Source organism: Shewanella polaris (genome assembly GCF_006385555.1).
Classification (GTDB): domain Bacteria; phylum Pseudomonadota; class Gammaproteobacteria; order Enterobacterales; family Shewanellaceae; genus Shewanella; species Shewanella polaris.
Window position 1 is genome coordinate 1,492,395 of sequence record NZ_CP041036.1, and the last position, 14,380, is coordinate 1,506,774.

The 14,380-nt window shown below is 38.7% G+C and carries 13 protein-coding genes and 1 tRNA gene; 6 read left to right on the forward strand and 8 right to left on the reverse strand.

The genetic code is table 11. The features are described from left to right. Nucleotide 1 precedes the first annotated feature (1 nt). The 3 genes from FH971_RS06585 (at nucleotide 2) to rmf (ending at nucleotide 4,252) form a co-directional block, all read left to right on the forward strand. Nucleotides 2–1,918, forward strand: coding sequence for an ABC transporter ATP-binding protein (locus tag FH971_RS06585; protein ID WP_140233773.1), 1,917 nt, complete (start codon nucleotides 2–4; stop codon nucleotides 1,916–1,918). 25 nt (nucleotides 1,919–1,943) lie between these two features. After that, nucleotides 1,944–3,842 carry a DUF3466 family protein gene (locus FH971_RS06590; RefSeq protein WP_140233774.1) on the forward strand — a complete coding sequence of 633 codons (1,899 nt, stop codon included), beginning with the start codon at nucleotides 1,944–1,946 and terminating at the stop codon, nucleotides 3,840–3,842. A 233-nt stretch (nucleotides 3,843–4,075) separates the two neighbouring features. Beyond that, nucleotides 4,076–4,252, forward strand: a complete 177-nt coding sequence (gene rmf, locus FH971_RS06595; protein ID WP_011638106.1) for a ribosome modulation factor — start codon at nucleotides 4,076–4,078, stop codon at nucleotides 4,250–4,252. Nucleotides 4,253–4,352: 100 nt separating this feature from the next. On the opposite strand, the gene fabA is transcribed toward rmf, so the two are convergent. After that, entirely contained in the window at nucleotides 4,353–4,868 is a 516-nt protein-coding gene (gene fabA / locus FH971_RS06600) for a bifunctional 3-hydroxydecanoyl-ACP dehydratase/trans-2-decenoyl-ACP isomerase (RefSeq protein ID WP_140233775.1), read from the reverse strand. Nucleotides 4,869–4,943: 75 nt separating this feature from the next. Further along, entirely contained in the window at nucleotides 4,944–6,683 is a 1,740-nt protein-coding gene (locus FH971_RS06605; protein ID WP_140235536.1) for an AAA family ATPase, read from the reverse strand. 275 nt (nucleotides 6,684–6,958) lie between these two features. On the opposite strand from FH971_RS06605, the gene FH971_RS06610 reads away from it, so the two are divergent. Then, nucleotides 6,959–7,048: transfer RNA gene (locus FH971_RS06610), tRNA-Ser, on the forward strand. A 437-nt stretch (nucleotides 7,049–7,485) separates the two neighbouring features. On the opposite strand, the gene FH971_RS06615 is transcribed toward FH971_RS06610, so the two are convergent. Continuing rightward, nucleotides 7,486–8,394 (reverse strand): LysR family transcriptional regulator, encoded by a 909-nt coding sequence (locus FH971_RS06615; RefSeq protein WP_137227307.1) that lies wholly within the window; start codon nucleotides 8,392–8,394, stop codon nucleotides 7,486–7,488. 106 nt (nucleotides 8,395–8,500) lie between these two features. Here FH971_RS06615 and FH971_RS06620 point away from each other — a divergent pair, with 106 nt between their 5' ends. Both FH971_RS06620 and FH971_RS06625 read left to right on the forward strand, forming a co-directional pair. Next, nucleotides 8,501–8,938: a CidA/LrgA family protein gene (locus FH971_RS06620; protein WP_140233776.1), complete on the forward strand. Its 438-nt coding sequence runs from the start codon at nucleotides 8,501–8,503 to the stop codon at nucleotides 8,936–8,938. A gap of 23 nt (nucleotides 8,939–8,961) precedes the next feature. Then, nucleotides 8,962–9,648 (forward strand): LrgB family protein, encoded by a 687-nt coding sequence (locus FH971_RS06625; RefSeq protein WP_140233777.1) that lies wholly within the window; start codon nucleotides 8,962–8,964, stop codon nucleotides 9,646–9,648. A 71-nt stretch (nucleotides 9,649–9,719) separates the two neighbouring features. On the opposite strand, the gene FH971_RS06630 is transcribed toward FH971_RS06625, so the two are convergent. The 5 genes from FH971_RS06630 to FH971_RS06650 all read right to left on the reverse strand — a co-directional run bounded on the left by FH971_RS06630 (nucleotide 9,720) and on the right by FH971_RS06650 (nucleotide 14,330). After that, on the reverse strand, nucleotides 9,720–10,109 hold the full coding sequence (locus FH971_RS06630) for an ArsR/SmtB family transcription factor (RefSeq protein WP_140233778.1): 390 nt from the start codon (nucleotides 10,107–10,109) through the stop codon (nucleotides 9,720–9,722). Then, complete coding sequence (locus FH971_RS06635; protein ID WP_140233779.1) at nucleotides 10,109–10,411, reverse strand: hypothetical protein; 303 nt, start codon at nucleotides 10,409–10,411, stop codon at nucleotides 10,109–10,111. The genes FH971_RS06630 and FH971_RS06635 overlap by 1 nt, the downstream gene beginning before the upstream one ends. A gap of 12 nt (nucleotides 10,412–10,423) precedes the next feature. Continuing rightward, a complete protein-coding gene (locus FH971_RS06640; protein WP_167495988.1) occupies nucleotides 10,424–11,125 on the reverse strand; it encodes a type 1 glutamine amidotransferase in 702 nt (233 codons plus the stop codon). A 115-nt stretch (nucleotides 11,126–11,240) separates the two neighbouring features. After that, a complete protein-coding gene (locus FH971_RS06645) occupies nucleotides 11,241–12,239 on the reverse strand; it encodes a permease (RefSeq protein WP_167495989.1) in 999 nt (332 codons plus the stop codon). Nucleotides 12,240–12,959: 720 nt separating this feature from the next. Beyond that, the gene (locus tag FH971_RS06650) at nucleotides 12,960–14,330 is read right to left on the reverse strand and encodes a GGDEF domain-containing protein (RefSeq protein WP_140233781.1); all 1,371 of its coding nucleotides are present in this window, start codon (nucleotides 14,328–14,330) and stop codon (nucleotides 12,960–12,962) included. Nucleotides 14,331–14,380 lie beyond the last annotated feature (50 nt).

Genomic DNA, 14,380 nt, shown 5'->3' on the forward strand with positions numbered 1-14,380 from the left:
ATTGAGTCTGGTACGCATTAATAATGGCTCGTTAGCCTACGGTTACACTCCCTTGCTGAAAAATGCAGATTTTACCATCGAACCTGGTGAACGCGTGTGTATTGTTGGTCGCAACGGCACTGGTAAATCAAGTTTAATGAAAGTGTTATCAGGTGATGTATTACTTGATGATGGTGAGTTTAATATTGCAAATGACGTTAATGTTAGCCGTTTACAACAAGATCCTCCTAAAGCAGAAACCGGAACGGTTTACGCTTACATTGCAGCAGGCCTTAAAGAAATTGGTGAAGCTTTAGAAAAGTACCATCAATTATCCCATGATGTTGCAGATGCTAACCCTGAGCAGATGGAACGCATGCTTAATCAAATGCAACGTCTGCAAGAAGTATTAGATCACAATGAAGGTTGGCAATTAGATTCGCGTATTATTCAAAACTGTGAATTGTTAGGCTTAGATCCAGATAAGCCATTAAACGAATTGTCTGGTGGTTGGCAGCGCAAAGTGGCATTAGCTCGCGCATTGGTCGTTAACCCAGATTTACTGTTGCTTGACGAACCAACCAACCATCTCGATATTGATACCATTGAGTGGTTAGAGCAATTTTTATTGAGCTTTAAAGGCGCAATCGTATTTGTAAGCCATGACCGTGGTTTTATTCAGCGCATGGCAACGCGTATTGTCGATTTAGATCGCGGTGTGGTTATTTCGTTTCCTGGTAACTACCAAGCCTATTTAGATGGTAAGCAAGAATGGTTACGTGTTGAAGCCGAGAAAAACGCGCATTTTGATAAGAAACTTGCCGACGAAGAAACTTGGATCCGTCAAGGTGTTAAGGCTCGTCGTACTCGAAATGAAGGCCGCGTACGAGCGTTAAAAGCATTACGTACAGAACGTAGCGAACGCTTAAACCGTCAAGGTAACGCCAAAATGGCGGTGTCTGATACCGAACGCTCTGGTAAGTTAGTATTTGATATAAAAGATCTTAACTATAATTTACCTGACAAAAATTTGGTGAAAAACTTCAATACCACAGTCATTCGCGGTGACCGAATTGCATTAATTGGTCCAAATGGTTGTGGTAAATCAACACTCATCAAGTTGCTGATTGAAAAGCTCAAACCTCAATCAGGCGAAATAAAAGTGGGCACCAAACTAGACGTTGCTTACTTTGACCAGTATCGTGAAGCGCTTGATCCAGAGAAAACCGTAGAAGAAAATGTTGGAGACGGTAAAAGTACCGTCACAATTAATGGTCAAGATCGCCATATTCTGAGTTATCTGCAAGACTTTTTATTTTCGCCAATGCGTGCTCGTACTCCTGTAAAAGCACTTTCGGGTGGTGAAAAGAACCGTTTGCTACTGGCGAGATTATTATTGCGTCCAGCAAATTTAATTATTCTTGATGAACCAACAAACGATCTTGATATTGAGACTTTAGAGTTGTTAGAGTCGCTACTTGCCGATTTTGCAGGTACATTACTTATCGTGAGTCACGATAGGGCATTTATCGATAACACAGTTACTAGTAGTTGGTGGTTTGCCGGTAATGGTCAATGGGCTGAGTATGTTGGTGGCTACCAAGATGCCGTCGCTCAAGGCGCAAAATTTTATTCTGAGGAACCTGTTGTAGATATTGTTGTCCAACCTTCTGCAGTGGTTGAGAAAAAGCCTGTAAGCACCCCTGAGAAAGCTACCAAAAAACTGTCTTATAAATTGCAAAAAGAATTAGAAACACTTCCGAGCCAAATGGAACAGCTCGAACAAGATATTGCGCAATTGCAACAAACAGTTGCAGGCGCAGATTTCTATAGTCAACCACAGGATTTAGTTAATAAAAAATTACAACTGTTGGCTGAAAAAGAACAAAATTTAGAAGTTTGCTTCGAGCGATGGGAAGAGCTTGAGTCACTGAAGTAAAGCATAATAAAACAGGAATAGTTACATGAAGTTAAAGTTTGATAAAGCCTTATCACTTGTTGCGATAGGTGTTCTAAGTGTCATTGGATCGGCCCAAGCTGCATCAGTATATGAAATTGTTAATATCGAAGATTTCGATTTAAACGGTACCCTTGATGGCACACGAAATGGCTATGCCATGGCCATTAATGATGAAGATGAACTCGTTGGCATTTCCAAAGGTAAAAATAAGTTAACGGTAGATGACGTTGATGATTCAATCATTGATGTGGAAGATGGTATTTCTGAAGCTGAAACCATTACCTATTCAGTCTATTCTGAAATTGAAGCTAACAACTTTACCTTCATTTCAAGTGAAAATGCCTCCGTGGGTTCTTGGGTTCCTGAATTTTTTAGCTTAGCTGGTACATTTGATCCTTCTAGTACTGATACTGATTCAGACGATGAATTAATTGTGAATGATGTAGATACCTATTTTTACGGTATCAACAACAATGGTGTCAAAGTAGGTGCTTATACGGGTGAAGAACTCACTTTAGATTACGAAGGTACCAGCACCACTCAAGAGTACTTTTACTATCGTGATTTTGAAATGCGCGGTATAGCCGTCAAAAATGACATCGAATATCCGTTATTACCTTCTTATACTACTTATGAGCGTGAACAAACTGCTGACATTGATGCTGCGACTGTTGAAGTGGGTGGTTGGTCTGTTGCTTCAAGGGTGAATAGCAATAACCTTGTAGTAGGTTATGGCAGCACAGCCTTATCGTCCTCAAGTGAAGACCTTATCGATGCTTGTATTACTGCTGCAGAAGATACCGATGCAGATAATCCAATTCCAACAGATATTTGTGTACAGGCTTGGCAATACCCTGATGAAGATTACGGCACGCGTTATATTAATTATCAAACTCGTGGTTTTGTGTGGGATCTCGATAATTTAGATGAAGATGGTTTACCAGAGCTAACAGTATTGGAATTGGGGCTTACCCCTGACGAAGATTCAACGCTTATTTATACAGCGCAAGGTCTTGGTATTAACTCTAACGGTGATGTTGCAGGTCGTTCTCATGTATATCGTAATGGTAACGAAGATGATTTGTACTTTGATGCTGCCTATTGGATAAAAGATGGTAATGGCGACTATCAATACAATTGGGTTGAAATGGATGACGAAGTCTATTATTCCATTGCTTATGATATCAATGATTCCGGTATTCTTGTGGGCAGTTACAGCAAGTATATTGATGGTTATTTACGTAGTAAGTTCTTTACATTAGATACCAATAATCCAGAAGAAGGCATCATAACGCCTAATGACTTCCTAACGTCGTTATCAGATTTAAGCAGTAAGCCAAAAGACATCAATAATCAAGGTCAAGTGGTTGGTTATATTGAATCTACCTACGATCAAGAAAAACCGCGTCCGAAAGTTGGTTTCTTATTTGATAATAACACCAGCGAATTTGTAAACTTAAATGATCAGTTAACCTGTGAGTCTAAAGGTTATGAGAAAAATACTGACGGTGAATGGGTTCGTCACACGATAAGTGTTGAAGATGGTACCGGTGAAATATTAACCTATGGAACTGATATATCAATCGTAGAAGCTAATAGTATTAATGAAGATGGCACTATCGTCGGGACTGGGTTTATCCTTAAGCCTGAATATCAATACGATGATGACAATGAATTAATCATTGGTGAGAATGGGTTACCTCTGTTTGAATTAGATGGTAATGGTGATCCTGTCACATCTTACTTGCCACGTATGGTTGTTTTGAAGACCACTGGTGGTGAAGCCTGTAGTTCTTCTGATGTAGACGATGATGATGAGTCTTATGAGCGTTTAGGTGCAGCTAGCTTTGCTTGGCTATTCACCTTGCCATTATTATGGTTACGTCGTCGAGTCAAAAAGTAGCTTACTCTAATCAATAGCATCTAGTACCTCAAACCAACGAGGTAGTCTAGAATTATAGAAAATCGAGGTAAAAAACCTCGATTTTTTTTAACTTAATTCTCAATATCTTAATAGAAAATCATTAAAGTGACGTTTTTTTAGATTGATTTTGGTTAAAAAACGTTCTATTCCTATATTCAAGGCTTCAGCTACATCATGTCAACAGAAGCCTGTCAATGGAAGAGGGCATTTATATGAAAAGACAGAAAAGAGATCGTTTAGACAGGGCATTTTCAAAAGGATTTCAAGCCGGAGTGGGAGGGCGATCGAAAGAGGTTTGCCCCCATTCAAATCTGGATTCTCGATCTCAATGGTTAGGCGGTTGGCGTGAAGGTATTGACGGTCGCCTCAATGGCCTATTTAACAAGTAATACTTAACCTAACGAGCCACACATAACAAAATGCCCTCGCGATAAATATCGGAGGGCATTAAATGTGATAATGGAAGCTAATCAAGGTAACCGAGAGTGCTTAAAACGTTGAGGTGTCGCTGAAAATACCCACTTTTAAATCAGTTGCAGCATAAATTTGGCGACCATCGACTTCCATAGTAGCATCGGCAATACCCATAACCAATTTACGATGAATTTTACGTTTAATATTGAGCTTGTAAGTCACTTTCTTGGCTTCAGGCAATACTTGTCCGGTAAATTTCACCTCACCAACGCCTAATGCACGACCTTTACCTTCAGCGCCTTCCCAGCCTAAGTAAAAGCCAACCAGTTGCCACATTGCATCTAAACCTAAGCAACCAGGCATAACGGGATCACTGACAAAGTGGCAATCAAAAAACCATAAGTCAGGTGTGATATCAAGTTCAGCAATAATTTCACCTTTACCATATTCTCCACCATTTTCATTAATGGTAATAATACGATCTATCATCAACATATTGTCGACAGGTAAACGTGGTCTGTTTGGACCTAAAAGGTTGCCATGACCACAGGCGATAAGTTGTTCTTTCGTGAAACTATTAGCTTTTTCCATTTAAATTCATACCACTTAATTGACTGATAATTTTAACAAGATAGCGAACACGTGTAAGCTAAACAACTCCGATCACTATATAATGTGTAATCTAGCTAACAATTTAGCAAAAAAGTTCAATTGCACATCGTCGTCATCTTGCCCTGCTAATTTATCTAAACGTTGTTGTACTAATCCGTAAAGCGTGTCTGGAGCAAAGTCATTATCTTCATTGGCAATACCAGCAGGCATCTGCATCAGCAGTTCAACTGCTTGATCCATATGTTCAATAGCATGGATATGAAATAATCCTTTATCAATAGCCTCAATGACAGCGGGTTCGAGATTCAATTGTAATACATTGGCTTTAGGCATAATAACACCTTGTTCACCGCTTAGGCCTCGGCGTTGACATAAATTAAAGAAACCTTCAATTTTTTCATTTACGCCACCAATCGCTTGCACATTGCCAAACTGATCTAATGCGCCTGTCACCGCTAAACTTTGAATAATAGGTTGCTCTGCTATTGCAGACATTAAACAGCAATACTCTGCGAGTGAAGCACTATCACCATCAATTTCTTGATAAGACTGCTCAAATACAATATTAGCATTGAGATGAAGAGGTGCATCACGACCAAAAATTCGGTATAAGCAAGCAGATAGGATCATCATGCCCTTAGCGTGAATATTGCCGCCTAGCTCTGATTTACGTTCAATATCTGCCACTTCACCATCGCCATAATGAACTGATGAGGTAATACGTGCAGGTTCGCCATAAGTATAATCACCAGTATCTATCACCGTAAGGGCATTAATTTGGCCTACCATAGCGCCTTTAGTTGGCAGATTGATGAAATTATCATCAAAACTTTGAGCAGAATATACTTCAGAACTATTATGACGGAAGGTTAACTTTTCCAATGCTTTAGCAATAGCGCCAGCATTTAATGCAGATTGACCACAATAGGCTTTTGCTTGACCTAATAGTTGTCTAAATTCCAACATGCTTAAACTTAACCGTTGCTGATGCTCGACCAAACGGGAGCTATACCAAAATATCGGTAATAGACTAGGTGGTTCTAACTCAACCGATTCTGCGTGGGCAAGCACATTCAACCACTGTACATACGCAGACTCAGGATGCTGTGTTAAATCAACTTCGTTGCTCATTTCAGCCAACAATGGAAAATGACGACTAAAGTTTCGATCTTCAACTCTAAGCTGACTATACGATAAACCAGAACCTACAAGTATGATCTTACAATTAAGTGGAATGGGGGCTAACTCATTATTGATGCGGTAAAAACCATCATGCAGAATTTGCATTAACAAATCCCAAAGGTTTTCTCGCTGCCATAATGATGCTAAGCAAATAAACACGAAATGGTTAGACGCTAAAGCGCCAGGCTTATAAACGCTTGATTTATCAGTTTTAAGCATTCTACCTAGTAGATCCGCACGGCGAATTGTCCCTTGTAAATAGCAAGACAGTGACTCTTGTTTAGCGATAATACCGACATGTTCAGGTGGAAGAGTTTGCTGCCATTTAAATTGAATCTCACTATCTTCCTGTAACTTTTTAGTTGCCACCAAGTATTGACTTGATGGTGTATTCGCTTGAGTTACCAACGCATCGATAAATAGTGGTCTATCTACACCTAAAAAATCAGCAAGAAATAAATGTTGTGAATCTATTTTGCTCATGAGTTTGAAGGTATCGACAACTCGTTCTTGACCAAGCAATAAATGACTAGGGAAAAATGCACAAGTCGATGAGTCTGGTAAATGATATTGAGGAGCGAGTTTCGCACTAGGCAATAGCGTTGAATTCATATAGTGGTAATTTGACTGCGACAATGAAAATAATGAAATGATATTAGCATAAAGCGCCGTAAAAGCCTCAGCAGATTCCATCATTCAATGTCATCTCATTGTCATTTAAATGATTAAAGACAATAAAAAGTCAGCGAATAGACATTGTCATTGTCAACATAGGTATTAATGATGATAAAAATATACTTATTTTGATTAAATGCTATCCATTCAGATAATTTTTTTTAAATTATGGTTTACATCCAAACGCGTTACTTATATTATTCTGCCCGTTCGGAGGGATGGCAGAGTGGCCGAATGCACCGGTCTTGAAAACCGGCAACGGTTTATCCCGTTCTAGGGTTCAAATCCCTATCCCTCCGCCACATTCAAATAAAAAGGCCTTATCGAAAGATAAGGCCTTTTTATTTGGGCGAAAGATAGGACTTTGAACCCAAGGGTTCCTCTTTATTACAAGCAAACTATCCCTCCGCAAGATCCAACGAACAAGACCTCTCAAAAGTAAGGCCTTTACTTGGACTAGACAAAGATAGGACTTTGAACCCAAGGGTTCCTCTTTGTTACAAGCAAGCTATCCCTCCTCAAGATTCAACTAGTAAGGCATCTCAAAGATAAGGCCTTTTTATTTGGGCGAAAGATAGGACTTTGAACCCAAGGGTTCCTCTTTATTACAAGCAAGCTATCCCTCCTCAAGATTCAACTAGTAAGGCATCTCAAAGATAAGGCCTTTTTATTGGGTGAAAGACAGAGTGTCAGACTTGGGTTAGAAATTTTTTGTAAAACGTATATGTTGTTCAGTTGATTAGATTTTTGGTTGACTCTCTAGTTGACTCAAATGTTGTTTCACTAGTTTAAGCATGGCTTGCGCCGCAAAAGATAAATGTTTTTGTTTACGCCAAAACAGCGATAGTTCCCAACGTAAATCCTCACTGGCTAAGGGAATATTAACAACCGCATCAACTCTGTATCGTTCAGCAATAATTTTTGGCAGTATCATTACCCCTATGCCAGCGGCCACCAGTGCAATACCAAAATCGGCATGGCTAACACGAGTGATATTTATCGGTTTAAATCCTGCCTTTGCACAAGCGGCTAATACTAGTTCATATAGGGCGTATTCTGGTTCAAACATCACCTGAGCTAATTGATTCAGTTCACTTAACTGTAGGGTATTTTTACTCGCTAACTCATGAGCTGCGGGCAGTACTACCACCATTGACTCATTACGAACGCGAATACCATCAAACTCATCTTCGAAATCAATAATGCCAGTCGCAAGCTCTATTTCATCTTTGTGTAAGGCTACAGTTTGTTCTATCCCACCGCGTACCAGTAACTTCAACTCAACATTAGGATATTGCTGCCTAAACTTTGCTATCACAGGGGCAAATAACTCAGCACTTCCAAGCGGCGCTAAACCTAGCCTTAGCGTACCACCACTTAAGTTACGTAAACTATCGAGCTCAGCCATCATGAGTTGGCGACCTTCCAGTAACGTTAATGCATGTTGATATACTACTTGGCCAGCTTCAGTTAACCGTATTTGTGAGCCGCGTTTACCGCGTTCTAGCAATACCATACCAAGTTCTTCTTCCAGTAGGCGTATCGCCTTTGAGAGGGCCGGTTGAGTTACAAATGCTGTGTGACATGCTTTAGCGAAACCGCCAGCATTAACAACCTCAATGAAATAGTGCAGTGCTTTAAGATCCATTACCATAACCAAAAGTGATGTAGTCAATCATTAATATTCATTTTTTTTATCAATTAAGCAAGGGTAAACTCTTTATATCAACTAAAAAACCATGTCGTGAAACCAAATGTTATCTTTACTGAATACCCATAACACTTATTTAAAGTGTAAAACAACCTTAATTATCCAAGTGAGTGGTTTATGTTTATTTGCTTGGTTATGTCAATTGGCAGCTCACTCCGTTCATTCTATTATTCCTGGCAGTGTTATTGGTTTGGGGGTGTTATTAGTCTTATTGTCTTGTAAGTGGGTTCCCGAAAAAATTGTTAATCAAGGTTCAGCATGGTTAATTGGTGATTTGCTATTATTTTTTATCCCCCCTGTAGTCGCTATGACCAAGTATAAATTAATACTCGAAAGCTATGGTGCTGAGTTGATTATATGTATGTTATTGGCGAGTACGAGTGTCTTATTGGGGACGGCGTTTATTGTCGATAAGCTATTTAAATTTGAACGTCAGCAACGTTTAAACAACATTACATCTCAGCGTTTACGTGCAGTTTAAATTGAATTGAATGGGTAGTAGCAATGAATAGTTCATTATTAGGTGTATTGTGTTTATTACTCACGTTGGTAGGTTATTATTTTAGTAAGCGTTTGTACTTACGTCAGCAGCGCATTTGGTTTGCCCCCATTATTTTAGCACCAACTATTATTTTGTTGACTGTGGTGATATTTCAAATTCCATTAGTCGATTATTTTCAATTTACCCATTGGCTGCCTGCGTTATTAGCGCCTGCGACAATTGCTTTTGCGGTACCCATTTATAAAGAAAGGGCTCTGATTAAGCGTTATCCATTAACCATAAGTGTTGGTGTCTTAGTGGGGTTATGTTTGGGCGTTGGCTCATCATGGTTGATTCTCCATTTCACTCATATGCCGGCAGAACTATCTAAAAGCCTAATTGTAAGATCTGTGTCAACTCCCTTTGCTATTGAAGCAACAAGTGCATTTGGTGGCGTCCCTGAATTAACCGCAATGTTAGTGTTAGTGACAGGTATTATGGGAATGCTCATTTGTGACCCTCTTTTTAAAGCTGCCAAGATAAAAAGCAGCTTGGCACGAGGAATATCATTAGGCGCATCAGCCCATGGTGCTGGAGCAGCTAAAGCGAATCAAATTGGCCGAGAAGAAGGCGTTGTCGCAAGTTTAACGATGATTTTTACTGGTATAGCCATGGTGATCACCGCGCCTTTATTCGCGTTATTGTTTTAACTCATCATTGATTGATTTAAGGTGTGATTGTAAGCAGGACTTTGTAAAACTCATTTCTTTAAACAATCATTTTAAAATTGATTGAGCCATTCGTCACTATTGGGTCCAACCACACATTGATTGTTAATTCTCATTGCTAAACGTTTCATACAAAGGGACGACACATCCGAGAATCCCGTTGGTGGAAGAGTTCGTACTGATTCAACAATGGCACACCAATGAGGCAGTTTCTGTTCCGCAAGAGTGTAATAAACCCACTTACCTGATTTTTCTTGAGTGAGTAGTTTGGCTTTGTAAAGTATTTTTAAATTCCGCGATACATTATATTGCGTCTCTTTGGTCACATCCATGGCTTCAGCAAGCGTAATTCGTTGGTCAACATGTATTAGTAGCCAAAATAGACGCAGCCTATTGGGTTCGGCGAGTGCTTTTAAAGCATCTATATATTGTTCATTATCCATCAGTTTTGCTTTTTGTTTGTGAGACTGATAATCATTATAACGACTCCAATTAAGAAAACGATACTTGAATGACAAGCATGAAAAGTAAGTACCGATAAATCTGCACCAGAAAACAAAGCAAACCAGAAAAAAGGGCAGAAAATTCCGAGCAATGCAATATTTCGACCTACCTTTGTCTGTTCGGACCATTCTGCACCGTTAAAAAGCGCTAACAGTAATCGATACATTTGACTATAAGCGCACCATTTACTTATACCAGATAACATCTTGCTTATCGTTTTGACTAATAAAATTTGTTGCATTAGAGGCCTCTCTTATCGTTCAAGGATAAAGTTATTGGCGCAATGGTTAAAATAAAGTCTATCTTTTTCGCTCGTACGTTCTTCTACTGCATGTTCTAATATTGCTGGTGAAAAACTGTTTTCACTTGCATTGATTAATGCTGAAAAAAATAGGAAATTAAATTCTGGATGGCCTTGAACCGTTAATACTTGTTTTTTATATCGTGTTAGATAATTGGGACAAAAATCATTTCCGGCGATAATATCAAAACATTTTGCAGGCCGAACAACTTGATCTTGATGGATGGCTAATATTGATATTGTTTCTCCAGCGTGTAGTTGTTCAAAGTCTTGGCGTAATGTCACTTCATAAGCACCTAATCCCCAACCAGCAGGGGAGCGCATGACAACACCACCTAATGCATGATGGATCATTTGATGTCCAAAGCAAATGCCTAGAAGTTTTTTCCCACTATAGAAAACATTGCGAATAAATAATGTTAGTTGTTTTATCCAGTCAAGGTCATCATTTACTCCAGCGAGACTTCCACCGATGATGTAACCGTCATAATTATCAAAATCACTTGGCAATTCTAGTTTTTGATAAACGTTCAAAACTGTCACCTTTGCGTCACGTTCCAAATTCAATTGATTTTTAAGACAACTTGAGTAATCTCCAAACTTTTCCGTTAAGGGAGTTGGTACATCACCACATAACAATATTCCAATTTTCATAATCAACTCTATAAATGAGACATTAGGAGAGATAAGACTCATTGATTTCATGTGTAATATGTACATGTAAAAAAATGAGTCTATTAGGAATAACCAACAATCACTTCGTTAGATGTTAAATAACATATTGAAATAACAGGCCGCCGATAATGGCTGTTGTGAGTATAATTGAGACGAACGCAACAACGGCTTTTGGCTTTAGCACTGCAGAAACAAGTGCAATTTCTGGAAGACTCGCACCAGTTCCCCCGATAATAAGCGCCATAGCTGGACCCATACCCATACCTTTCACAATCAATACTTTAAGAAGTGGAATAGCCATTTCGATACGTAAATATACTGGAACCCCAATTACTGCGGCAATTAAGATCGAAAACACATTGTCTCCACCGACATACTTTTCAACGATATCTGCAGATAAGTATGCTGCAGACACTCCACTGATCAGAGCACCAAGCAATACATAGGGGATAATTTTTTTGAATAAAGCCCACGCAAAACGCAGTGCATTAGTCGATTTTGAGGGGATTACGTCAACCATAGTGAGTGTAGCTGAAGAGTCACAGCCACTATTTATACTGCCGCATGTTTGTGCTGGTTGTGATGTAGCACAGCTTTGCGTTTTAGCTATTGATGCTGAACAACGTGGTGGGGCTGTTTTGGTTTCTAACTCGCCCCCGCGCTTAATTTCATTGCGCCAAGGTGTTTTGGTAATAAACCATCCGCCAAAGATTGCTGCAAATAAGGTAATCGCTAAGTAACTCAGTGTCACTTTTAATCCGAAGGTGGCGAATATCATGGCCAATACAATAAAATTACAAAGCGGTGCTGAAATCAAAAAGCTTAAAAGGGTACCTAATGACACACCCATAGTTGCCATTCCCATAGTAACAGGCACAACAGAAGCGCTACAAAAAGGTGTCAACATTCCAAACAGAGCACCCAGTAATGGTCCCCATTTTTCATGTTTAACAAGTTTTTTTTGTAGCTTATCTTGTGGAATATATTCGCGCATAAAGCCTGTTAAAACAGAAACTACAGCTATAACAATAATTAGTGCCCCTCCTACATGAATGAATTCATTCAATGCAATTGTAATTTTATTTATATCCACGTTGTTGCCTCTTAAAAGTAGAATTAAGTACAAAACGCAATGTACGATCACTTGCGCAAGTATGCAAGTGTTATTTGGATGTATTAGTCAACTTTATAATTTGTTTGAGACATAGTTAATTATTCTTGGTGGGATTAGTGAATTATCCGGCGACTTTTGCTCCGTTCGGACCACGGGTTTTTCTAGACTCATTTATAAATTGGGTGTGTGACTATCAATATTTATTTTGATTTGCACATTTGATTATATGAGGTTTTTGTTCTGAGTTAGTTGGTATCAACTGAGTTGTCGTTATTCAAGTGCTTGTAAGTATTGATGACTATCGTCAATAAGGTAATGTAGCCAGCGAAAATTTTATATTTATATACTTATATTTTTTGTCATTACCTCATGGTGACAAGTCTTTTATCTCAGAATCAATTTGAATAACGTTGGGTAAAAACAGAGCTGTTTTAGTTAATGAAATATCAATATAGGTTTGTTTAATTTATTGAAAATAGAGGTGATTTTTTAATTACCTCTAGCTAAACAGTAGTCAATCAACTTAATAGTATCAGCTAATCGTATATTTGAGTTGTCAAATCGTGTGGGTTAATGGCCTCAATATTTACAAGATGATTGCTATATCATCAACGGCAAAATGTATATAGCAATCAAATATCTCGGTTTCAAATGCTTTGTTTGTAAGGTCTGTAGTTAGTTGCGCTCGTTACTATTTTGTTATTTTCGAGCAAAGCAAACTTGATTTCGGCCACTATTTTTAGCTTGATATAATGCCCCGTCGGCATCTTTAAGGGTTTCATCGAGAGTCTGACTTCCATCGTTTAATCCACAGCCGATAGAAATATTTATCGCGCCATGTAAATTAGTCCAACCTTCGACCTGCATATTACCCACGTTAGAACGGATTTTTTCAGCAACTAACTCAACCCCTTTAATATCAGCATCAATCAATATAATAGAAAATTCTTCTCCGCCCATTCGACTGACTAAATCGACAATTCGAATCGATTCTTTAAGCGTCTGGCTTACTGCTACTAACACTTTATCTCCCATAGCATGACCAGCGGTATCATTGATTCGTTTGAAGTAATCAATATCTATCATTAAGATCCAAACTTGTTTATGAGTACGTTTTATTCGTTCAATGGCTTCTTGTCCAAAATCAAGAAATTTTCTTCTATTCGCCAGTCCTGTTAGGTTGTCACTCATGGCTGCAATTGATAACAACTGTTCGCCTTTGCGACGCTCAATATCGACTCTTTCTTGAAATATTGCTGAGATACTCACCATCAAAATGATAAACCAACATATTGTCACAACATAGAGACCAAACGAATCGATGCCAGCAGAATTAAGTGATTTGACCAAAAGGTAGCCAAGAATACTTGGAATAGCATATCCACAAATGGTTTGTAACCTAGCTATTCTTCCACCAATATAAGGACTGAGTATTGCTTTTACCGCGCCAATATTTGCTGTTAACGCTAACGTGGCGATTGAAAAAGCAACACCAGTGGAAGCCGTTAATAGTGACATTTTTCCATAAAATTCGTCTAGTCCATATGCATAACCAGTAATGGATATCATGGGTATGGCTAAAGTGATGAAAGCAATCAGTTGAGCGGCAATGAGTTTCTTAAAGTGGTATAACGTGAGGCTAAAACCCAACCCCAAAAACATCAAAGCGGAATTAATCCCTAAGCCATTGGTTTTTCCTAATTCCTGGTCAAGTAATACTTGGCTATAGAATGGGGTAAGGAGTGTCGATACATTTGAATTAAAAATAAAATCTGAGATGTTTGCTACTGTAATGACAATGACAACAATCCCAAGTAAATACTGCAGCTTCTGATTTTTTTTATTCAGAGTGGATAGCAAACCTAGTCCAATAAAAATCATGCATATTGCGGTTAACGGATTAGTAGCGGGTCCATTTGCCATTGGTCTATATAATGCTTCAATGCCGAAAAGATATCCAAATATTGATATCATTCCCAAGATCAAACCGACAGCCCCTAAAGGTTTTACTAGGGACTGATAAAACCCAACTAAAACCCAAGGTTTGTCATTTTCTATTACGGGTAACATATATGTGCTTTTTCCCAAATATTGTATCTAAAATCATTGAGTATCATTTC

What these genes read in the sequence shown, in the direction of transcription:
- FH971_RS06590 (WP_140233774.1), top strand. Translation starts at nt 1,944, where the DNA reads ATGAAGTTAAAGTTTGATAAAGCCTTATCACTTGTTGCGATAGGTGTT.
- rmf (WP_011638106.1), top strand. Translation starts at nt 4,076, where the DNA reads ATGAAAAGACAGAAAAGAGATCGTTTAGACAGGGCATTTTCAAAAGGA.
- fabA (WP_140233775.1), bottom strand. Translation starts at nt 4,868, where the DNA reads ATGGAAAAAGCTAATAGTTTCACGAAAGAACAACTTATCGCCTGTGGT.
- FH971_RS06605 (WP_140235536.1), bottom strand. Translation starts at nt 6,683, where the DNA reads ATGAATTCAACGCTATTGCCTAGTGCGAAACTCGCTCCTCAATATCAT.
- FH971_RS06615 (WP_137227307.1), bottom strand. Translation starts at nt 8,394, where the DNA reads ATGGATCTTAAAGCACTGCACTATTTCATTGAGGTTGTTAATGCTGGC.
- FH971_RS06620 (WP_140233776.1), top strand. Translation starts at nt 8,501, where the DNA reads ATGTTATCTTTACTGAATACCCATAACACTTATTTAAAGTGTAAAACA.
- FH971_RS06625 (WP_140233777.1), top strand. Translation starts at nt 8,962, where the DNA reads ATGAATAGTTCATTATTAGGTGTATTGTGTTTATTACTCACGTTGGTA.
- FH971_RS06630 (WP_140233778.1), bottom strand. Translation starts at nt 10,109, where the DNA reads ATGGATAATGAACAATATATAGATGCTTTAAAAGCACTCGCCGAACCC.
- FH971_RS06635 (WP_140233779.1), bottom strand. Translation starts at nt 10,411, where the DNA reads ATGCAACAAATTTTATTAGTCAAAACGATAAGCAAGATGTTATCTGGT.
- FH971_RS06640 (WP_167495988.1), bottom strand. Translation starts at nt 11,125, where the DNA reads ATGAAAATTGGAATATTGTTATGTGGTGATGTACCAACTCCCTTAACG.
- FH971_RS06650 (WP_140233781.1), bottom strand. Translation starts at nt 14,330, where the DNA reads ATGTTACCCGTAATAGAAAATGACAAACCTTGGGTTTTAGTTGGGTTT.